Here is a 21,243-nt window from a genome sequence, read left to right as displayed (position 1 = left end):
CAACGCCGCGATCCGACGGGAGCGAACGTGTTCGAGAAGGGTACAAAGCGGTACATCCGACAGACCGCATTGTTCGCTTCGCGAAGACTTCGCGCCCATAGACCGAGGAAAAATCGAAGATCCCCGCAGGGCTTATTCCTCTTCCGGCGTTGCGCTCGGTGCAGGCGGCGGTCGCAGGCCTACTTCAGCGGTCATCGTTAGCTCCTTGCCGTTACGCATGACCTGTATTGCGATCTTGTCGCTTGGTTTGGTGCGCGCTACCTGGTTCATCGAACGACGGCCATCACCGGCAGGTTCGCCGTCAATACTCAAAATCACATCACCCAACAACAGGCCCGCTTTTTGCGCCGGTCCGTCGCGGAAGATCCCCGCGACCACGATGCCTGGCCGATCCTTTAATCCAAACGATTCAGCCAGTTCTTGAGTGAGTGGCTGCACTTCGATACCCAGCCAGCCCCGAATCACTTGACCATGTTCAATGATCGACTTCATGACTTCTAACGCCAGCTTCACTGGAATAGCGAAACCGATTCCTTGCGAACCACCAGACTTGGAGAAAATCGCCGTGTTAATGCCTGTTAAATTGCCGTTGGCGTCAACCAGTGCCCCCCCGGAGTTGCCGGGGTTGATCGCCGCGTCGGTCTGAATGAAGTCTTCATAGGTATTGAGACCCAGTTGATTGCGGCCGGTGGCGCTGATTATGCCCATCGTCACTGTCTGACCAACGCCAAACGGGTTGCCGATGGCCAGCGCTACATCGCCGATGCGGATATTGTCCGAGCGGCCGATGGTAATAGAGGGTAGGTTTTTGAGGTCTATTTTCAGCACTGCCAAGTCGGTCTCGGGATCGCTGCCAATGACTCGTGCGGTGGTTTCGCGGCCGTCTTTGAGCGCCACGACGATCTGATCGGCCCCGCTGGTGACGTGGTTGTTGGTCAGCAAATACCCTTCAGGGCTCATGATTACAGCTGAGCCGAGACTCGACTCCATACGCCTCTGTTTAGGCAGGTTATCGCCGAAGAAGCGGCGGAACTGAGGGTCTTCAAACAGTGGATGGTTTGATTTGCTGACCACTTTGGTGGTGTATAGATTGGCAACGGCAGGCGCGGCAATAATCACCGCGTCGGCATACGACACCGGGCCTTTTTGTACGGTCGATGACTGCGGTGCTTGTTGAAGATTAACGTCTTGGCTGGGTAGGCCAACCCATTGTGGGTAACGCTGAATAATCAACATGGCGATGAGCACGCCAGCCAGCAGGGGCCAAGCGAAGAAACGCAGTGCCTTGAACATTGAACACGTCCTGAGAAATGCCAAGCGCGGCAGCTTTCAGCTGGGGGTTGCGCCATAGTGGCGGGCATTATACGAGTACCGGGCAGCGCTGAACTGCATATTTAAGCGTCTTTTATGGCCTTCGCCCCGAGCACCTTGGTGGAGGGCTCGAACGACTATCTGGACTGCTCACGAATCCGGGATTATTGCTCCAGCGGTTGCGGGTCTGATGCGTGCGCAACTGACGCGATGGGTCAGTGGCGTGACGGTGAGCGAGGCGGTACGGAGGGTAAACATAGGGCTTTACTCGTTAAGATATTTCGTGTTTGAGCCTCCGTTTATTGATGGTCTGACACCCACTAAAGCCCGAACGAAGCGGTCTATGGGTATATCGTTTCGATCTAACCAGGCCGTTAATATAAGCAGACGCTGTGATAAAGTGTGCGGCTCGAACACGGCCCGTTGGCCGTTCATCTGTACGTTTTCGTGAGTAGCCATGGTCGACAAACTGACGCATCTGAAACAGTTGGAGGCGGAAAGCATCCACATCATCCGCGAGGTGGCCGCCGAGTTCGATAACCCGGTGATGCTCTACTCCGTCGGTAAAGACTCTGCGGTAATGCTGCACTTGGCACGCAAAGCGTTTTTCCCCGGAAAGCTGCCTTTCCCCGTGATGCACGTTGATACCCGCTGGAAGTTCAAGGAAATGTACGCCTTCCGCGACCGTCTGGTCGAAGAGTTGGGCCTTGACCTGATAGTGCACGTCAACCCCGATGGCGTTGCGCAGGGTATCAATCCGCTGACCCACGGCAGCGCCAAACACACCGACATCATGAAGACCGAGGGCCTCAAGCAGGCACTGGACAAGTATGGTTTCGATGCGGCGTTCGGCGGCGCACGTCGCGATGAAGAGAAGTCTCGTGCCAAAGAGCGCGTCTACTCGTTTCGCGATAACAAACACCGTTGGGACCCGAAAAATCAACGTCCCGAGCTGTGGAATGTCTACAACGGCAAGGTCAACAAGGGCGAATCGATCCGCGTATTCCCGTTGTCGAACTGGACCGAGCTGGATATCTGGCAGTACATCTACCTCGAAGGCATCCCGATCGTACCGCTGTATTTCGCGGCCGAACGTGAAGTCATCGAGATGAATGGCACCTGGATCATGATCGACGACGATCGCCTGCGTAATCACCTCAGCGAAGAAGACCGCGCACGCATCGTCAAGAAGAAAGTCCGCTTCCGCACCCTTGGCGACTACCCATTAACGGGCGCGGTCGAGTCTGAGGCGACGAGCCTCACCGACATCATTCAGGAAATGCTCCTGACGCGAACTTCCGAGCGCCAAGGCCGAGTCATCGATCACGATGGCGCAGGGTCGATGGAAGAAAAGAAACGTCAGGGCTATTTCTAAACAGGGTGTCTCACAATGTCGCATCAATCTGAATTGATCAGCGAGGACATCCTCGCCTATCTGGGCCAGCACGAACGCAAGGAACTGTTGCGCTTTCTCACCTGCGGTAATGTCGACGACGGCAAAAGTACGCTGATCGGCCGCTTGCTGCATGACTCCAAAATGATCTACGAAGATCACTTGGAGGCGATTACTCGGGACTCGAAGAAAGTCGGCACTACCGGCGATGACATCGATCTGGCGTTGCTGGTCGACGGCTTGCAAGCCGAGCGCGAGCAGGGCATCACCATTGATGTTGCTTACCGCTATTTCTCTACCGCAAAACGCAAATTCATCATCGCCGACACGCCAGGCCATGAGCAGTACACCCGCAACATGGCCACCGGCGCCTCGACCTGTGACCTGGCGATCATTTTGGTGGATGCGCGCTATGGCGTGCAGACCCAGACCCGTCGTCACAGCTTCATCGCTTCGCTGCTAGGCATCAAGCACATCGTTGTCGCGATTAACAAAATGGACCTTAAAGGCTTCGACGAAGGTGTGTTCGAGTCGATCAAGGCGGATTACAAGAATTTTGCCGACGGCATCGCGCTCAAGCCGACCACCATGCATTTCGTTCCGATGTCGGCCCTAAAAGGCGACAACGTGGTGAACCACAGCGAGCGTTCGCCGTGGTACACCGGCCAAACGCTGATGGAAATCCTTGAAACGGTTGAGGTGGCCGCTGATCGCAACCTCACCGACTTGCGATTCCCGGTGCAATACGTCAACCGTCCCAACCTGAATTTCCGCGGTTTCGCCGGCACATTGGCCAGCGGCGTCGTGCACAAGGGCGACGAAATAGTCGTACTGCCATCAGGTAAAACCAGCCGGGTTAAATCCATCGTCACCTTCGATGGCGAGTTGGAGCAGGCGGGTCCAGGCCAGGCCGTAACCTTGACCATGGAAGACGAGATCGACATCTCCCGTGGCGACTTGCTGGTACACGCTGACAGTATTCCGCAAATCTCCGACACCTTCGACGCCATGCTGGTGTGGATGGCAGAAGAGCCGATGCTGCCGGGCAAGAAATACGACATCAAACGCGCCACCAGCTACATACCGGGCTCGATTGCCAGCATCACCTATAAGGTCGACGTCAACACCTTGGCTGAAGGTCCTGCCAGCGAGTTGAAGCTGAACGAAATCGGGCGAGTCAAGGTCAGCCTCGACACCGCCATTGCATTGGACGGTTACGACAGCAACCGCACTACCGGTTCGTTCATCATCATTGACCGGTTGACCAACGGCACGGTTGCGGCGGGCATGATCATCGCCCGGCCAATCGTCGCCGGTGCCAGTCACCACGACCATAAAGCGCACGTGGCCACTGAAGAGCGCGCTCGTCGTTTTGGCCAGCAGCCAGCAACGGTGTTGTTCAGCGGTTTGTCCGGTGCGGGCAAAAGCACCTTGGCTTACGCGCTGGAACGCAAGTTGTTCGACATGGGGCGAGCGGTGTTCGTCCTGGATGGTCAAAACCTGCGCCATGACCTTAATAAAGGCCTGCCGCAAACCCGTGCCGGTCGCACTGAAAATTGGCGGCGTGCAGCGCATGTTGCACGTCAGTTCAACGAAGCGGGCCTATTGACACTGGCGGCATTCGTTGCCCCGGACGCCGAAGGCCGTGAGCAGGCCAAAACACTGATTGGCACTGATCGTCTGATTACGATCTATGTCCAGGCATCGCCTACTGTTTGCCGCGAGCGCGACCCACAAGGCCTGTATGCCGCCAATGGCGACAACATCCCGGGTGACTCTTTCCCCTACGACGTGCCATTGAATGCTGATCTGGTGATCGACACACAATCGCTGTCAATTGAAGAGAGCGTCAAGCAAGTGCTGGAACTGCTCCGGAGCCGCGGCGCGATTTAATCGCAACGTGCACTAAAAAGCCTCGCAATGGAGAGATTCATCGCGGGGCTTTTTATGGGCCATGCTGTCGCGCAGCAAACACAGGACCTGTAGGCGCGGGCTTGCTCGCGATCGGCTACGCAGCGGTCGTAAAACCAGCCATTCTATTTTTCAGTTGGAGCCGGGACGGCCTATCAGGACCGCTTTGTGCTCCATCGCGAGCAAGCCCGCTTATTCAACAAGTTATGCGGTGTTTTGATACAGGTGCCGCAGGCCAGCCTCTGGCTCTTGCATTGGCAGTATCTACCCGGATGCTTGCTGATTTGCTCTGAGCACGCGCGCCTTAGAGTAGGCAGCCACAGCTTGCTATTCCCTAAGGCAGAGGCCAGCGCAAGCTGACCGAATAACCTATTGTTTATCGTACGTCATACTTGGGCTCCTCGAACTTAAGTCGAATAATAAGCGATACTACATTCGCTATGTAGGACTCTTTACCTTCCTATATCGGGTGCGTCTGATGAAGCTTCCGAAATTTTTGATAAGAGACTACCAATATTTGAAACTCGCTGTTGTCCGTAGGAAATATCCCACATAAATAACGGAAATTGGAGCTTTTTAAATGGCATAAATTCGCTTGTTATAAACACTTAACCGTCGTATTTTTTCGCAACCAAATTATTTGTACATATGTATCTATGCACTGACTGCCTCGACTTAGGTGCTGGGATAGTTGCGCCTATAGCGGTTTCATTCGTCTTGAGTGCGCCATTTTAAGCAGCAAGCGCGCAAATAGTTGCGCAATCTAAAACGACTAATGTCCGCGAAGTTATTCAGGAGTACCGCTTGTGGAAAAACACGACCCCAATTCCTGCCGGGTATGTCTGGCGAATCGACCAAAAGAAAAAACCCCTCAGCAACTCGCCGCCCGGGAGGAGATGCAAAAACCCGCCTTGGCCGCAATTGCGCAGAGGGAAGCACGCCAAGAGGCGCTCTACCGCAGGGTGGCTGAGCAGAAAAAACGCGAGCGGGACAGCAAGGTGCCGGTCTTCTTGACCATCGGTGTGTTCTTCGACGGCACCTGCAATAACGCCAGCAACACCGCGATGGGCATTATGTGTGGCGCGCATCACCCGATTCAGCCGCAAGACCTCGAGACCAGTTGCAAACCGTATATGGCGGATGCTGACAGCAGTTATGGGAATGATTTAAGCAATGTAGCGAAGTTGCATGATCTTTATCACGCACCTATAAAGTTGGAGAAAGGTGGTTTTGGGGAACCAAATTCGTACGCCTACCGAAAAATCTACGTCAACGGTATTGGAACCGTGGTGGGCGAAAAAGACAGCAAGCTCGGTTCAAGCCTAGGGCGTGGCGAGACTGGCGTGGCAGAGCGTGTGCAGTCGGTATTCGTTGCGATAGGTCGACATATTCGGGATATATACAAGCAAGATCCTAATAATGAAATCACCCACATCATGTTTGATGTCTTCGGTTTCAGTCGAGGCGCAGCAGCGGCCAGGCACTTTGCCACAGAAGTCGCCAAAGCTCGTAATGGCCCCTTTGGGGTTGCACTTAATAGCCAAAAGATCGCCTTCAGCCCGGAATTCATTGGCCAATACAAAAAAGATATCCGCATCGGTTTTATCGGCCTGTTCGATACCGTGGCAGCTACGGGTGGGTTGAGTAACTTACTCAATATCAGCAGTTCAGTTACTCCCGGATTGAACATTGCATTGCCCTCGTCAGACTTCAGATACGTGGTGCAATTAGTGGCTCGCGACGAGTGCCGAGACAATTTTGCCCTTAATAAAATCGGCCCCGATCATCCTGAAATTATCGTGCCCGGTGTTCACTCGGACGTTGGAGGAGGTTATCGCGCCGAGGCGGACGAATGCGTGCTGATCACTCCCATGCAGGCGCTGACGGTCGCGGAAAACTGTGACGTAAAAACCACCTCCATTTACCAGGACGCGCTGCAAGCGAAACTGCACATGATCGCTAAAGGCTGGCCCGCCGAGATGCTGGAAATTATTACGCCGCCCTCCACGGAGTTAGCGATCGACCCGCAGGATCGACAGGCACCCCGGGAAAAAAGAGTGTTTGCGGGCCTACAACTCAAGCGAACAGTACGCGGAGAGTTGTCGCGTGTGTATTTGCGGGTGATGTACACCCTGGCGAAACAAAAGAAGGTACGTTTTACCGATATCGATGAGCAGCGTGCTGACTACAAGCTCCCTCAAGACCTCCAATCGCTGTGCGACCGCTTTGTGGCCGGTGATTACAGCACCACACCTGCCGAAGAAGCTCAGTTAAAGCTGCGCTATATCCATACCTCCGCCCATTGGAACAACCCAGTGACTAAGCGACATGGGGAGGGCCTGAAGCTTTTTTACTTTAATGCACCGACGGAAAACGGCATACGCATCCAACACCCTCACGTAATCAAGGGCCAACGATGAAGATCAAAAAGCTGTGGATATTATTGGGTCTAGCAATGATTGCAGGATGCCAGGCCGCCGACCCATTGTCCGGCGTTAATGACCCCCATCACCCATGGTGGGATCTGCGATTCTCCGCGCCGTACTATATGACGGGTTGGGTCGAGATGAGCGCGGTAGTGGACATTAATAACCGATTCTTCCCACGCCGAGGTGGCGGCGGAATTGGCATTGAAGTTTTCCAGAATGACGACATCGACGATGCTAGGGGATGGTCGGATACCGGTGGAAACGGGAGCTTTGTCACCGGTGCCGATCTCCCGAAACGGGTCTTTGTGCGCTGGCAATCCTCGGTCGAGCCTCAAACCTATCAGGGCTGGATAGAGATCCCGGAAGAAGCCCGTCAACTGATGCGCTACTCCATCGCTCGACGCTGTGCCGAGGATCCGGAAGAGCCAGCTTCCTGGCACCCCAGCCTGACCCTGGGGCTTGCACCCGGCGGTATCGTGCAAGTGTGGGTGTGGGATGAGTGTTTACGCCGAGTCGCCTTCAACCGCGTACAAGTCGAAGTCGAGCCTTTAGGCCCGTATCTGGGTAAATCAAACGGGCACTACTTCCAACAAACCAAAGACTCGAAGCAATACATCGAACGCTTCGGTATTCCGTATGGCAGTTGGTGATCCCGGATGATTATCAGAAAACTCGCCGCATTACTGGGTCTAGCTCTGATCGCAGGATGCCAGGCCGCCGACCCATTGTCCGGCGTTAATGACCCCCATCACCCTTGGTGGGATTTACGGTTTTCTGCACCAAGGTATATGACGGGTTGGGTCGAGATGAGCGCGGTAGTGGATATCAATAACCGATTCTTTCCACGCAGAGGCGGCGGGGCTATCGGCATCGGAGCTTTTCGGAACGACGGCATCGAATATGCCCACGGATGGGCGGATACCGGTGGAAACGGGAGTTTTGTCACCGGTGCCGATCTCCCGAAACGGGTCTTCGTGCGTTGGCAATCCTCGGTCGAGCCTCAAACCTATCAAGGCTGGATAGAAATACCGGAAGAAGCCCGTCAACTGATGCGCTACTCCATCGCTCGACGCTGTGCCGAGGATCCGGAAGAGCCAGCTTCCTGGCACCCCAGCCTGACCCTGGGGCTTGCACCCGGCGGTATCGTGCAAGTGTGGGTGTGGGATGAGTGTTTACGCCGAGTCGCCTTCAACCGCGTACAAGTCGAAGTCGAGCCTTTAGGCCCGTATCTGGGTAAATCAAACGGGCACTACTTCCAACAAACCAAAGACTCGAAGCAATACATCGAACGCTTCGGTATTCCGTATGGCAGTTGGTGATCCCGGATGATTATCAGAAAACTCGCCGCATTACTGGGTCTAGCTCTGATCGCAGGATGCCAGGCCGCCGACCCATTGTCCGGCGTTAATGACCCCCATCACCCATGGTGGGATCTGCGATTCTCCGCGCCGTACTATATGACGGGTTGGGTCGAGATGAGCGCGGTAGTGGACATTAATAACCGATTCTTCCCACGCCGAGGTGGCGGCGGAATTGGCATTGAAGTTTTCCAGAATGACGACATCGACGATGCTAGGGGATGGTCGGATACCGGTGGAAACGGGAGCTTTGTCACCGGTGCCGATCTCCCGAAACGGGTCTTTGTGCGCTGGCAATCCTCGGTCGAGCCTCAAACCTATCAGGGCTGGATAGAGATCCCGGAAGAAGCCCGTCAACTGATGCGCTACTCCATCGCTCGACGCTGTGCCAAATACCCTGACCGCCCAGCATCCTGGCACCCCAGCCTGACCCTGGGGCTTGCACCCGGCGGTATCGTGCAAGTGTGGGTGTGGGATGAGTGTTTACGCCGAGTCGCCTTCAACCGCGCCCAAGTGGGGATAGAACCCTTAGGCCCGTATCTGGGTAAATCAAACGGGCACTACTTCCAACAAACCAAGGACTCGAAGCAATACATCGAACGCTTCGGCATTCCGTATGGCAGTTGGTGATCCCCGGTCAACCTCTCAACTCTTGTATTCACAACCCCGGAGAAACAAATGAAAGGAATCGTCCTACTCGTTTCAGCTCTATTCCTGGCCTCCTGCTCCCATGCTGATAACGCGCCATCCAACGATTTAATCGGCAACTATTATTTATAAGGGGTCATGGAAATGGCCTCGCAGCTGTCGCTGCAAGAGGGCGATAACTTTGAAGCCGTCGTTGAATATGGCTCCGCTGACGGTTATGCAAAGGGTAAATGGTCACAAGACGGACAACGGCTAACGTTGCGCCGGAATAACGAGGGCTTGAACGGCGAAAATGACATCAGCCAGTTCTTCGACGAGATGGTATTGGTTGTCGGAGACGATTGCCTAACTATCGAAGAATCGCGTGGCTGTTACGTCAAATTGCCAAAACGTCAGGCCTCGGAATAGGGTTAGCCCATGTTGACTGCGAGAGTATGGCCCGACCGTATGTAACTCCAAAAAAAGCCCGCCGTTCAAAGTTCACTCTGAACGGCGGGCTTTTTGTTGATGCGTGTCGCTCACATCACTTTTTTAAACCGTAATGCTCATCCAGCATGCCGGGTGCATTCGGGGTCTTGGGCGCGTAGTCCTTCGGCGCTTCAGAGTTGCGCGGTGGGGTCAGGCGATCCCGAGGTGCTTGAGTGGTGTCCGCGTGTAAGCTGGCGAGTAAGCGCTGACGCGTCTGCTCATCCAGGGCCAGGCGGTTGGCACCATCGGCAAGGTGATCCTGTACTTCTTGGTAGCTCTGCGAAAGCTTGTTCACCAGGTTCGCCGTGCTGTTGAAGTGGGTGACTACCTCGTTCTGATAACTATTGAAGCGCTCCTGCACATCATCCAGCTGACGCTGGGTGCTGCTCGGTGCGGCGTTGGGTAGCAGACGTGCGACCAGGAAACCAATGACCACACCTGCGACCAGGGCGATAGTCGGCAACAACCAAACTAAGAGCGAGTGTTCCACGAGTCCTTCCTCTATAAACGGCTTTGCTTTACGTTAACGGCTCGAACCTGCGCTGTATACCGCGAGACGCTCTCGGATATGCCAGACACAGACAATCAGCTAGACGAGTCGACCCAATTCGAGGTCACGGAGTTCATTTTTGCTCATGCGCGAAACCCCTGTATTGATTGATGGCCCAGTCGGCCAAATCGAAGCCCTTTACCTTAATACCGAAGGTGCTCGCGGTCTGGCGCTGATCTGCCATCCTAACCCGGTGCAGGGCGGAACCATGCTGAATAAAGTCGTATCGACATTGCAGCGAACTGCACGCGATGCGGGTTTGATCACCTTGCGCTTCAACTATCGCGGGACTGGCGCCAGCGCGGGCAGCCACGACATGGCGGCTGGCGAAGTCGATGATGCCCAAGCCGCAGCGCAGTGGTTGCGTAATAAACACCTCGACTTGCCAATGACCCTGCTGGGCTTTTCGTTTGGTGGTTTTGTCGCGGCCAGTCTTGGCGGACGCTTGGAAGACAGGGGTGAGAAGTTGGCGCATTTATTCATGGTGGCGGCGGCGGTCACTCGACTCAGCGCCGATCACCCAGTGCCGCAAAACTGTCCGATAACCTTGATTCAACCTGAAACCGACGAGGTGATCGATCCGCAGACCGTTTACGATTGGTCCGCCGCTCTCAAGCGTCCCCATGAGCTGCTGAAAGTGGCAGAATGCGGACACTTTTTTCATGGCAAGCTAACCGACCTTAAAGACTTGGTCTTGCCACGCCTTTCGAATTGATTGCAGCCAGAAGCGCCTGATTCTGTAAGCGCCCAACCTGCCCTACTCTAATAAGCAGCGACTAGCCATGACCACTCGTATCCTGACCGGCATCACTACTTCCGGTACGCCGCACCTGGGCAACTATGCCGGCGCCATTCGCCCGGCGATCATCGCCAGCCGCCAGAGCGATGCTGATTCGTTCTACTTCCTTGCCGACTATCACGCGCTGATCAAATGTGATGACCCGCTGCGCATTCAGCGTTCACGTCTGGAAATCGCAGCGACTTGGTTGGCTGCGGGACTTGATGTCGATCGGGTCACGTTCTATCGCCAGTCCGACATCCCGGAAATTCCTGAGCTGACTTGGTTGTTGACCTGTGTGGCGGCTAAAGGATTGCTTAACCGTGCACACGCTTATAAAGCCTCGGTAGACAAAAACGTAGAAGCCGGTGAAGACCCGGACGCCGGTATCACCATGGGTTTGTACAGCTACCCGGTGCTGATGGCGGCTGACATCCTGATGTTCAATGCGCACAAAGTGCCGGTTGGCCGCGATCAGATTCAGCACGTGGAAATGGCCCGGGACATTGGTCAGCGTTTCAACCACCTATTTGGGCAGGGCAAAGAGTTTTTTGTCATGCCCGAAGCGCTGATCGAAGAAAGCGTTGCCACGCTACCCGGCCTGGATGGTCGCAAGATGTCGAAAAGCTACGACAACACCATTCCGTTGTTCAGCAGTGCCAAAGAGATGAAAGCCTCGATTTCGCAGATCGTCACCGACTCGCGTGCGCCGGGCGAAGCTAAGGATCCGGACAATTCGCACCTGTTCACCCTCTATCAGGCTTTTGCCACCCTGGAGCAAGGCGCTGAGTTCCGTTCAGAGCTGTTGCAGGGCCTGGGTTGGGGCGAGGCCAAGCAACGTTTGTTCACGCTGCTTGACGCTGAGCTGGGCGAGGCTCGCGAGAGTTATCATGGTTTTATGGCGCGTCCAGCCGATCTGGAAGATATTCTGCTCGCCGGTGCTGTAAAGGCCCGCGCCGTCGCAACGCCTTTCCTCGGCGAGTTACGTGAGGCGGTTGGCCTGCGGTCGTTCCGCAGCGTTGTGCAAAACGTTGACAGCGGGAAAAAAAAAGCCGCCAAAGGTGTGCGGTTTATCAGCTTCCGTGAAGACGATGGCAGCTTCCGTTTTCGCCTGCTGGCCGCCGACGGTGAGCAATTGTTGTTATCGCGCACGTTCGCTGATGGCAAGGCGGCGGGTGCAGTCAGCAAGCAGCTGCAGTTGGGTGGCGAGCTGGACCTGCGCAGCGAGGATGATCGCTTCACGTTATGGCTAAACGATTCATGTGTGGCGGACAGTCCTGAGTTTGTCGACGGCGCAGCGCGCGACGCGGCCATCGAAAATCTGAAGCGGGCGTTGGCATCGCAATAGGTCTGATTGCCATTTCCAAGGGCCGTCGCTACAGTGGCGGCCCGTTTTTGTCGCCTTGTTAACAAATATGACCCCCCTAGAACGATATCAAGCTGATCTGAAACGCCCCGACTTCTTCCATGATGCCGCGCAGGAAACTGCTGTGCGCCATCTGCAACGCCTGTACGACGATCTGGTCGCCGCGCACAACAGTAAGCCGGGTCTGCTGGGCAAGCTGTTCGGCAAGAAGTCGCAGGTGCCCGTCAAAGGTTTGTACTTTTGGGGGGGCGTTGGCCGAGGAAAGACGTACCTGGTCGACACTTTCTTTGAAGCCCTGCCGTTCAAGGAGAAAGTCCGAACTCACTTTCACCGCTTCATGAAGCGTGTGCACGAAGAGATGAGAACCCTCAATGGCGAGAAAAACCCGCTGATCATTATCGCCAAGCGCTTTTCCGATGAGGCGCGGGTAATTTGTTTCGATGAGTTTTTCGTTTCAGACATCACCGACGCCATGATCCTTGGCACCCTGATGGAAGAACTGTTCAAGAACGGCGTGACCTTGGTCGCGACGTCGAACATCGTCCCGGACGGTTTATACAAGGACGGTTTACAGCGCGCGCGATTCTTGCCGGCTATTGCCTTGATCAAGCTCAACACTGACATCGTCAACGTCGACAGTGGCGTCGACTATCGTTTGCGTCACTTGGAACAGGCGGAGTTGTTTCACTTCCCGCTGAACGAAGCCGCCGAAGCAAGCCTACGCAAGAGCTTCCGAGCGCTGACCCCGGAATGCACTCAAGCGACCAAAGACGATGTGCTGATGATTGAAAACCGCGAAATTCGGGCGATGCTTACCTGCGATGACGTGGCCTGGTTTGACTTTCGTGAACTGTGTGACGGTCCACGTAGCCAAAACGATTACATCGAACTCGGCAAAATATTTCACGCAGTATTAATCAGCGGCGTCGAACAGATGAGTGTCAAAACTGACGACATCGCCCGCCGCTTCATCAACATGGTCGACGAATTCTACGATCGTAACGTCAAGCTGATCATCTCAGCTGAAGTCGAGCTCAAGGATTTGTATACCGGGGGTCGTCTGAACTTCGAGTTCCAGCGCACCCTGAGTCGGCTGTTGGAAATGCAATCCCATGAGTTCCTGTCTCGGGCGCATAAACCCTAGGGGAGAGTTGCGAGCTACAAGCTTCAAGCTGCAAGAAGGAATTAGCTTGTAGCTTGTAGCTTGTAGCTTGAAACTTATGGCTTGTAACTGCCCTCAGGCTGCCTGCAAAAATTGCTGGCGGTACTGATTCGGTGACAATTCCGTGTGTTGACGAAACAGCCGTGCAAAGAAGCTGGCATCGTCGTAACCGACTTCATAGCTAATCGTCTTGATGCTTTTGCGTGTGCCCGAGAGCAGGCCCTTGGCGGTTTCAATGCGCAAGCGTTGCAGATAGTGCAGCGGTTTGTCGCCAGTAGCGGTCTGGAAGCGTCGCATGAAGTTGCGAATGCTCATGCCGTGCTCACGCGCAACGTCTTCAAAACGAAACTTGTCGGCAAAGTGCTCTTCTAGCCATTGCTGAATCTGCAGAATGATCACGTCATGGTGCAGTTTTTGCCCGCCGAAACCCATCCGTCCCGGCACATAGCTACGCTGCACTTCGTAAAGAATGTCGCGCGCCACGGCTTGAGCAACATTGGCCCCGCAGAAACGTTCGATCAGGTAAATGTAGAGGTCGCAGGCTGAGGTAGTGCCGCCAGCGCAATACAGGTTATCGGCGTCGGTCAGGTGTTTTTCCTGATTGAGCAATACCTGTGGGAATCGTTCCCCGAATTCCGCAAACGCACGCCAGTAAGTAGTCGCTTCTTTGCCGTCCAGCAAGCCCGATTGCGCTAGCCAAAACACCCCGCTGGCCTCGCCGCATAGTACGGCGCCTTTAGCGTGTTGTTCGCGTAACCACGGCAACACTTGGGGATATCGCTGGCACAACGTATCGAAATTATCCCAAAACGCCGGCAGGATAATCACATCGCTCTGCTCTAGACCTCCCTCCACCGGCAGCATGACCTCGCTGAAACTGCGCACAGGAAGGCCGTTTGGGCTAACGATTCGAGTTTCGAAGGTGGTCTTTAGGCCTTGGCCGAGCTGTTTTCCATAGCGCAGACTGGCGAGGTGGAAAAAATCTTTGGCTTGCATCAGGGTCGAGGCGAATACCCCATCGATGGCCAGGATGCTGACGCGCCGCAATGGCGCGGAGAGCTGGGTAGGCATAATTCTTTTTCTTATATGGGAAAGTGGTCAGGCGACGGCGGGATCGTCTTATTTTTTGTTGTATGTGTCCAGTGTCCTCGTGCAGGTCATGGGCTCAGGCTCCGAAATGTATTCCGGGTTTTGGCTTTCTGATGGGGGTGACATGATTGCTGGAGCTCGTTTCAATCGGAGGAAGTCGAGCGGAATGGATCTGGAATGGTCTGATTTCGTCGATTAAAACTGTATGTCATCACTTTCTACCTCTGAATTCAGGGTGAATTGCAAAAGCTGCTTGAGATTTTTTTCGAAATCTGCATAATTCCGCAGCTCTTTGCAGTGGAAGTGATGCGCCGTCTGCCGAAGAATCTTGCCGTATTACGGACGCGCCGACCCGAGCCCCCGACAGCGTCTGTTCCCGGCTGCCTTTGACCTTGTCAAAGTACGCACTATTCAGTAAGATCCGCCGTCTAATTTATCAGGGCGGCCCCTGAGGCTATTAAAGAATGAAAACTTTTACTGCTAAACCGGAAACAGTTACGCGCGACTGGTTCGTCGTCGACGCTGCTGGTCAGACACTGGGTCGTCTGGCGACCGAGATCGCGAGCCGTCTTCGTGGCAAGCACAAACCGGAATATACTCCGCACGTAGATACAGGCGACTACATCGTCGTTATCAACGCTGAGCAGATCCGTGTTACCGGTGCTAAAACCACCGATAAGATCTACTACTCTCACTCTGGTTTTCCGGGCGGGATCAAGTCGATCAACTTTGAAAAGCTGATCGCTAAAGCCCCAGAGCGCGTGATCGAGACCGCGGTTAAAGGCATGCTGCCTAAGAACCCGCTGGGTCGCGACATGTATCGTAAGCTGAAAGTCTATGCGGGCGCTGTACACCCTCATACTGCTCAGCAGCCCCAAGAACTGAAGTTTTAACGGAATAGTTCATTATGTCGGCGACTCAAAATTACGGCACTGGCCGTCGCAAGACCGCAACTGCACGCGTTTTCCTGCGTCCAGGTACTGGCAACATCTCTATCAATAACCGTACTCTTGACGGTTTCTTCGGTCGCGAAACTGCCCGCATGGTAGTTCGTCAACCGCTGGAATTGACTCAGACTACCGAAAAATTCGACATCTACATCACTGTTATCGGTGGCGGCACAAGTGGTCAAGCGGGCGCAATTCGCCACGGCATCACTCGCGCTCTGATGCAGTATGACGAAACCCTTCGTGGCGCTCTGCGCAAAGCTGGCTTCGTTACTCGTGATGCTCGTGAAGTAGAACGTAAGAAAGTCGGTCTGCGTAAAGCGCGTAAGCGTCCGCAGTACTCGAAGCGTTAATTCGCTGCTACTTTCTAAGCGCCCAGTTCCTTTTAGGATCTGGGCGTTTTTTTATGGGCGCTCGGTTTTGGTGTGACAACGTGCCACATGTCTGGGTGCCGCGTGTTATAAGGCTTGAGACCATTGGGTGATGGTAATTACCTTGTCAATTGAGGGGCTTTTCATTACCATCCGGCAGGATTTTTACACCGTTCTAGATATTTATTAAGTAGACGCCTGATCAAACAGGCCATAGAGCTGATGGGAGAGGACGGAATGAGCAATGACGGCGTGAATGCAGGCCGGCGTCGCTTCCTCGTAGCAGCCACATCCGTGGTTGGTGCAGCAGGAGCGGTGGGGGCGGCGGTCCCGTTCGTGGGGTCATGGTTTCCCAGTGCCAAGGCGAAAGCCGCAGGTGCACCGGTAAAGGTGAATATCAGCAAGGTCGAGCCCGGACAACAAATGATTGCCGAATGGCGTGGCCAACCGGTATTCATTGTCCGTCGTACCGCAGAGATTTTAGGGAACCTGAAAAAGATCGAAGGGCAATTATCCGATCCCACTTCAAAGAACTCCTCGCAACCGACTTACGTCGACCCTGAAATGCGTTCGATCAAACCAGAGATTTTGTTGCTGGTCGGTATTTGTACGCACTTGGGATGTTCGCCGACGTTCCGTCCCGAAGTAGCTCCTGCAGATCTAGGCAAGGATTGGGTCGGTGGTTATTTCTGCCCCTGCCACGGTTCGCACTACGATCTGGCCGGGCGTGTCTATAAGTCTCAACCGGCACCCTTGAATTTGCCTGTGCCGCCGCATTCCTATGAGTCGGACAGCATTATCGTCATCGGCGTCGATCAGGAGAAAGCGTCATGAGTAAGTTCATGGACTGGGTAGATGCGCGCTTTCCCGCCACAAAAATGTGGGAAGACCATCTCAGCAAGTACTACGCCCCAAAAAACTTTAACTTTTTTTACTTTTTTGGCTCACTGGCGCTGCTGGTGCTGGTCAATCAGATCGTTACTGGTGTTTGGCTGACCATGAGCTACACGCCATCGGCTGAAGAGGCGTTCGCTTCTGTCGAATACATCATGCGTGACGTGGAATATGGCTCAATCCTGCGCCTGCTTCACTCAACAGGTGCATCTGCGTTCTTCATCGTGGTTTATCTGCACATGTTCCGTGGACTGCTTTACGGTTCGTATCAGAAGCCGCGCGAACTGGTCTGGCTGTTCGGGATGCTGATCTACTTGGCGCTGATGGCTGAAGCATTCATGGGTTATCTGCTGCCTTGGGGTCAGATGTCCTATTGGGGCGCTCAGGTAATTATCTCGCTGTTTGGTGCGATTCCTGTCATCGGTGGTGACCTGACTCAATGGATCCGTGGTGACTACCTGATTTCAGGTATTACCCTGAACCGCTTCTTTGCGTTGCATGTCGTGGCGTTGCCGATCGTCATTCTGGGTCTGGTGGTGTTGCACGTTCTTGCACTGCACGAAGTGGGTTCCAACAACCCCGACGGTGTAGACATCAAGAAACACAAAGACGAAAACGGCATACCGCTGGACGGCATTCCCTTCCATCCGTACTACACCGTGAAAGACATCGTCGGCGTCGTGGTGTTCCTGTTCATTTTTTGCTCGATCGTATTTTTCTTCCCTGAAATGGGCGGCTATTTCCTCGAGAAACCTAACTTTGAAGTAGCTAACGCGTTCAAGACCCCTGAGCACATTGCTCCGGTTTGGTACTTCACGCCGTTCTACGCGATCCTGCGTGCTATACCGGACAAGCTCATGGGCGTTATTGCCATGGGTGCTGCAATTGCCGTTCTGTTCGTGTTGCCATGGCTTGATCGTAGCCCGGTCAAATCGATGCGTTATAAAGGCTGGTTGAGCAAGATCTGGTTACTGGTGTTTTGCGTGGCATTTGTAATTCTCGGCGTGCTGGGCGTTCTACCGCCAACACCAGAGCGCACGATTCTGTCGCAGGTTTGTACGTTCCTGTACTTCGCCTACTTCATTCTGATGCCGTTCTATACCCGGCTCGAGAAGACCAAACCGGTTCCAGAAAGGGTGACTGGCTGATGAAAAAGCTATTTGCTGTATTGATTTTTGCTCTTCTGCCCGTTGTGTCCTATGCGGCAGAGCACGGTCCAGAGTTAGAGCATGTTGATATTGACGTCTCTGACAAAGCGGCCATGCAGGATGGTGCACGTACGTTTGCCAACTACTGCATGGGTTGCCACAGTGCCAAGTTCCAGCGCTATGAGCGTGTGGCTGACGATCTAGGTATTCCCCACGATTTGATGCTGGATAAGCTGATATTCACGGGCGCCAAGATTGGCGATCACATGTCCATCGGCATGCAGCCTGCTGACGCTAAAGCCTGGTTCGGCGCGGCTCCGCCCGATCTGACCCTGGTGGCTCGTGTCCGCGGCACTGACTGGCTCTATGGCTATCTGCGCTCGTTCTATGAAGACCCTGCACGTCCTTGGGGGGTGAACAACAAGGTTTTCCCGAACGTCGGTATGCCTAACGTACTGGCTGGTCTGCAAGGTCGTCAGGTTATCGGCTGTAAGCAAATGCAAATCGTTGAGGATGGGAAGAAGCAGTTCGACCCTCTGACAGGTTCTCCATTGACCCATGAAGCATGCGATCAATTGACCGTATTGCCGAAAACCGGTTCGCTAAATGAAGAACAGTTCGATGAGAAGATCAAAAATCTTGTAACCTTCCTCGCTTACTCGGCAAATCCGGTGAAGCTGCAGCATCAGCGCATCGGAACCTATGTATTGCTTTACTTGGCCTTCTTCTTCGTCTTCGCGTATTTACTCAAGCGCGAATACTGGAAAGACGTCCATTGATTATGCTGTAACCCCTGCTGTTAACGAGCCGCGCCCTAGGGTGTTTCTCCGAAAAACGAGCGTGGGGCAAGTGACCGCTTCTGTGGTTGTCTGCCCCCGTAGTCGTTTTTGGAGGCGCCCCTTGGGCGCGCTCGTTTTTCTGCTTCTGAAAACTTTTACAAGCGAGGAGGACCGCCATGGGCGTGACCAATCGGTTGGCCTGTTACTCCGACCCCGCCGACCACTATTCCCACCGCGTGCGCATTGTGCTCGCCGAGAAAGGTGTCAGCGCTGAGATCATTGATGTTGTGACGGGTCGTCATCCGCCAAGATTGATCGAGGTTAATCCGTACGGCAGCGTACCAACGCTGGTCGATCGCGACTTGGCTTTGTACGAGTCGACGGTGGTGATGGAATACTTGGATGAGCGTTATCCGCACCCCCCTTTGTTGCCGGTTTATCCTGTAGCCCGCGCCAACAGCCGCCTGCTGATTCATCGTATTCAGCGCGACTGGTGTGGTTTGGTGGATCTGATTCTGGATTCACGCAGTAAAGAACCTGCTCGCGTTCAGGCGCGTAAAGAGCTGCGTGAAAGTTTGACCGGTGTCTCTGCGTTGTTCGCTGACAAGCCTTTTTTCCTCAGCGAAGATCAAAGCCTAGTTGATTGTTGCCTGTTGCCGATACTTTGGCGTCTTCCGGTCCTGGGTATAGAATTGCCTCGGCAAGCGAAACCGCTGCTTGATTACATGGAGCGCCAATTTGCACGTGAGGCTTTCCAGACAAGTCTGTCTGGTGCTGAACGTGATATGCGCTAAGGCTTAAGGAGCCGTTGATGAACTCCAGTCGCCCTTATCTGATTCGTGCTCTGTATGAGTGGATCGTAGATAACGATTGCACCCCGCACATGCTGGTTAATGCGGAATACCCGTCAGTGCAGGTCCCTCAGGGCTTTGCCAATGATGGTCAGATCGTTTTAAACGTGTCGCCCAGTGCTGTGCGTCATCTGCACATGGATAACGATGCTGTCAGTTTCGAAGGTCGTTTCGGCGGTGTTCCGCACACGTTGTACGTTCCTATTGCCGCGATTCTAGGTATTTATGCCCGGGAAAACGGTCAGGGTATGGTTTTTGAAGTAGAACCGGCCCTTGAAGACGTTGATGAAGATATCGATCCTGATGATGAAGGACCGCCACCGGAAAGCGAACCACCGCGACCGACAGGCAGACCGAGCCTGAAAGTGGTCAAATAATCGAACTCAGCTTTTTGAAACAAAAAAACGCCGACAGAGATGTCGGCGTTTTTTGTTGGAAGTAACAGACACCATCTTGGCCTTCGCTGCGTAAGCGCAACGTGGGCGCAGTCGAGGCGGTATCTACGGTCAGATCAATCAATATACTCAAACAGCTTCACAATCTTCTGCACGCCCGATACGCCTTGGACCAGGTTGGTAGCGCGGGTGGCTTCTTGTTGAGTCACTAGACCCAGCAGGTAAACGATGCCGTTCTCAGTCACGACTTTGATACGCGAGCCTGGAATAGTGTTGTCCGTCAACATTTGCGTTTTGATCTTGGTGGTTAACCAAGCATCGTTGTTGCGCGCCAGTATGGAAGACGGTGCCATGATCTGGAGTTCATTGTTGACCTTTTTCACCCGTTGAACCGAAGCTGCGGCTTGTTCAGCAAGGGATTTCAGATCCGCGCGGGGTGTCTGGCCTGCCAGCAGTACGATGCCGTTGAAGCTGGTCACAATGATGTGCGAGCCTTCATCCAAGTCAGGATTAGCCTTGGCGACGTTGACCGCAACTTTGGTCTCGATCAGAGAGTCGTCAATTTTGCTGCCGAACGTGCGAGTGCCACGGTCATCCTGGATCGGCGTATCGCGGGTGGCAGTCAGGACCGAACTGCATCCGCTGAGACCCAGGCAAAGTGTCAGAGCCAGTAGGCTTAGGCGATTAGGTGTCATTCTTCACTCCCGAACAGTTGGCTGTCGATCAGATCGCAGAGGCAGTGGATCGCCAGCAGGTGGACTTCTTGAATACGTGCAGTGACTTTGGACGGAACGCGGATCTCCACGTCCTCCGGCAGCAGCAGCGACGCCATGTTGCCACCGTCGCGACCGGTCATAGCTACGACAACCATTTCCCGATCATGTGCGGCCTGGATGGCTTGAATAATGTTGGCCGAGTTACCGCTGGTGGAAATAGCTAGCAGCACATCGCCCGGCTGACCCAGCGCACGGATCTGTTTGGAAAAGATTTCGTTGTAGCTGTAATCGTTGGCAATCGAGGTAATGGTTGAGGTGTCGGTGGTTAGCGCAATGGCCGGCAGGCTAGGGCGCTCACGTTCAAAGCGGTTGAGCAATTCCGAAGAAAAATGCTGAGCGTCACCCGCAGAGCCGCCATTGCCGCAAGAAAGCATTTTACCTTCATTGAGCAGCGCATTGACCATCACTTGGCTGGCTTGCTCAATGTAGGGTGCAAGAACCTCCATCGCCTGCTGTTTGGTGTCGATACTGGCTTGGAAAAGCTGGCGAATTCGGGATTGCATGTCCATCTATGTGACCTTAAGTAGGGCAACTGCTCCAGGCACAAACAATGTGCAGCCTGCAAAGCAAAATCGGTATAGGTGTTTCATTCGAAAATCAGGCATCCAGGTTCGACAAG

At 54.1% G+C, this 21,243-nt stretch carries 22 protein-coding genes; 17 read left to right on the top strand and 5 right to left on the bottom strand.

Annotation, left to right across the window (positions count from 1 at the left end; genetic code table 11):
- Positions 1–132: 132 nt before the first annotated feature.
- Positions 133–1,293 carry a Do family serine endopeptidase AlgW gene (algW, locus tag RGW60_RS15165; protein WP_322205367.1) on the bottom strand — a complete coding sequence of 387 codons (1,161 nt, stop codon included), beginning with the start codon at positions 1,291–1,293 and terminating at the stop codon, positions 133–135.
- Positions 1,294–1,768: 475 nt separating this feature from the next.
- Here algW and cysD point away from each other — a divergent pair, with 475 nt between their 5' ends.
- The 7 genes from cysD to RGW60_RS15130 all read left to right on the top strand — a co-directional run bounded on the left by cysD (position 1,769) and on the right by RGW60_RS15130 (position 9,458).
- Complete coding sequence (gene cysD, locus RGW60_RS15160) at positions 1,769–2,686, top strand: sulfate adenylyltransferase subunit CysD (protein ID WP_322205366.1); 918 nt, start codon at positions 1,769–1,771, stop codon at positions 2,684–2,686.
- Between the two features lie 15 nt (positions 2,687–2,701).
- The gene (gene cysN, locus RGW60_RS15155; protein WP_322205365.1) at positions 2,702–4,597 is read left to right on the top strand and encodes a sulfate adenylyltransferase subunit CysN; all 1,896 of its coding nucleotides are present in this window, start codon (positions 2,702–2,704) and stop codon (positions 4,595–4,597) included.
- Positions 4,598–5,421: 824 nt separating this feature from the next.
- A complete protein-coding gene (locus RGW60_RS15150; protein ID WP_322205364.1) occupies positions 5,422–7,035 on the top strand; it encodes a DUF2235 domain-containing protein in 1,614 nt (537 codons plus the stop codon).
- A 2-nt stretch (positions 7,036–7,037) separates the two neighbouring features.
- Positions 7,038–7,694 (top strand): DUF2931 family protein, encoded by a 657-nt coding sequence (locus tag RGW60_RS15145; RefSeq protein WP_416194848.1) that lies wholly within the window; start codon positions 7,038–7,040, stop codon positions 7,692–7,694.
- A 12-nt stretch (positions 7,695–7,706) separates the two neighbouring features.
- A complete protein-coding gene (locus RGW60_RS15140) occupies positions 7,707–8,363 on the top strand; it encodes a DUF2931 family protein (protein WP_322206934.1) in 657 nt (218 codons plus the stop codon).
- Positions 8,364–8,375: 12 nt separating this feature from the next.
- The gene (locus RGW60_RS15135; RefSeq protein WP_322206933.1) at positions 8,376–9,032 is read left to right on the top strand and encodes a DUF2931 family protein; all 657 of its coding nucleotides are present in this window, start codon (positions 8,376–8,378) and stop codon (positions 9,030–9,032) included.
- 162 nt (positions 9,033–9,194) lie between these two features.
- Positions 9,195–9,458, top strand: coding sequence for a hypothetical protein (locus tag RGW60_RS15130; RefSeq protein ID WP_322205362.1), 264 nt, complete (start codon positions 9,195–9,197; stop codon positions 9,456–9,458).
- Positions 9,459–9,573: 115 nt separating this feature from the next.
- Here the strand turns inward: RGW60_RS15130 and RGW60_RS15125 are convergent, their stop codons facing one another.
- The gene (locus RGW60_RS15125; RefSeq protein ID WP_322205361.1) at positions 9,574–10,008 is read right to left on the bottom strand and encodes a YhcB family protein; all 435 of its coding nucleotides are present in this window, start codon (positions 10,006–10,008) and stop codon (positions 9,574–9,576) included.
- A 145-nt stretch (positions 10,009–10,153) separates the two neighbouring features.
- Here RGW60_RS15125 and RGW60_RS15120 point away from each other — a divergent pair, with 145 nt between their 5' ends.
- The 3 genes from RGW60_RS15120 (at position 10,154) to zapE (ending at position 13,356) form a co-directional block, all read left to right on the top strand.
- Positions 10,154–10,783 carry an alpha/beta hydrolase gene (locus RGW60_RS15120; protein ID WP_322205360.1) on the top strand — a complete coding sequence of 210 codons (630 nt, stop codon included), beginning with the start codon at positions 10,154–10,156 and terminating at the stop codon, positions 10,781–10,783.
- 67 nt (positions 10,784–10,850) lie between these two features.
- Positions 10,851–12,194 carry a tryptophan--tRNA ligase gene (locus RGW60_RS15115; protein WP_322205359.1) on the top strand — a complete coding sequence of 448 codons (1,344 nt, stop codon included), beginning with the start codon at positions 10,851–10,853 and terminating at the stop codon, positions 12,192–12,194.
- A gap of 67 nt (positions 12,195–12,261) precedes the next feature.
- Entirely contained in the window at positions 12,262–13,356 is a 1,095-nt protein-coding gene (zapE, locus tag RGW60_RS15110) for a cell division protein ZapE (RefSeq protein ID WP_322205358.1), read from the top strand.
- Between the two features lie 93 nt (positions 13,357–13,449).
- Here zapE and RGW60_RS15105 read toward each other — a convergent pair whose 3' ends face one another.
- Complete coding sequence (locus RGW60_RS15105; protein WP_322206932.1) at positions 13,450–14,370, bottom strand: GlxA family transcriptional regulator; 921 nt, start codon at positions 14,368–14,370, stop codon at positions 13,450–13,452.
- Positions 14,371–14,927: 557 nt separating this feature from the next.
- Between RGW60_RS15105 and rplM the strand changes: the two genes are divergently transcribed.
- The 7 genes from rplM to RGW60_RS15070 all read left to right on the top strand — a co-directional run bounded on the left by rplM (position 14,928) and on the right by RGW60_RS15070 (position 19,830).
- A complete protein-coding gene (gene rplM, locus RGW60_RS15100) occupies positions 14,928–15,356 on the top strand; it encodes a 50S ribosomal protein L13 (RefSeq protein WP_297846182.1) in 429 nt (142 codons plus the stop codon).
- A 14-nt stretch (positions 15,357–15,370) separates the two neighbouring features.
- Entirely contained in the window at positions 15,371–15,763 is a 393-nt protein-coding gene (gene rpsI, locus RGW60_RS15095) for a 30S ribosomal protein S9 (protein WP_322205357.1), read from the top strand.
- Positions 15,764–16,018: 255 nt separating this feature from the next.
- A complete protein-coding gene (petA, locus tag RGW60_RS15090; RefSeq protein ID WP_322205356.1) occupies positions 16,019–16,615 on the top strand; it encodes a ubiquinol-cytochrome c reductase iron-sulfur subunit in 597 nt (198 codons plus the stop codon).
- On the top strand, positions 16,612–17,823 hold the full coding sequence (locus tag RGW60_RS15085; RefSeq protein ID WP_322205355.1) for a cytochrome bc complex cytochrome b subunit: 1,212 nt from the start codon (positions 16,612–16,614) through the stop codon (positions 17,821–17,823). Before petA ends, RGW60_RS15085 begins: the two co-directional genes overlap by 4 nt.
- On the top strand, positions 17,823–18,602 hold the full coding sequence (locus RGW60_RS15080) for a cytochrome c1 (RefSeq protein WP_322205354.1): 780 nt from the start codon (positions 17,823–17,825) through the stop codon (positions 18,600–18,602). The genes RGW60_RS15085 and RGW60_RS15080 overlap by 1 nt, the downstream gene beginning before the upstream one ends.
- Positions 18,603–18,778: 176 nt before the next feature.
- Positions 18,779–19,396: a glutathione S-transferase N-terminal domain-containing protein gene (locus tag RGW60_RS15075; protein WP_322205353.1), complete on the top strand. Its 618-nt coding sequence runs from the start codon at positions 18,779–18,781 to the stop codon at positions 19,394–19,396.
- 17 nt (positions 19,397–19,413) lie between these two features.
- On the top strand, positions 19,414–19,830 hold the full coding sequence (locus RGW60_RS15070) for a ClpXP protease specificity-enhancing factor (RefSeq protein ID WP_322205352.1): 417 nt from the start codon (positions 19,414–19,416) through the stop codon (positions 19,828–19,830).
- Positions 19,831–19,964: 134 nt separating this feature from the next.
- Here the strand turns inward: RGW60_RS15070 and RGW60_RS15065 are convergent, their stop codons facing one another.
- Together RGW60_RS15065 and RGW60_RS15060 are read right to left on the bottom strand one after the other, a co-directional pair.
- Positions 19,965–20,543: a BON domain-containing protein gene (locus tag RGW60_RS15065; protein WP_322205351.1), complete on the bottom strand. Its 579-nt coding sequence runs from the start codon at positions 20,541–20,543 to the stop codon at positions 19,965–19,967.
- Positions 20,540–21,133 (bottom strand): phosphoheptose isomerase, encoded by a 594-nt coding sequence (locus tag RGW60_RS15060; protein WP_322205350.1) that lies wholly within the window; start codon positions 21,131–21,133, stop codon positions 20,540–20,542. The genes RGW60_RS15065 and RGW60_RS15060 overlap by 4 nt, the downstream gene beginning before the upstream one ends.
- Positions 21,134–21,243 lie beyond the last annotated feature (110 nt).

The sequence above is a fragment of the Pseudomonas sp. AB6 genome (genome assembly GCF_034314105.1).
GTDB lineage: Bacteria > Pseudomonadota > Gammaproteobacteria > Pseudomonadales > Pseudomonadaceae > Aquipseudomonas.
This window is presented reverse-complemented; position numbering and strand designations above follow the sequence as displayed.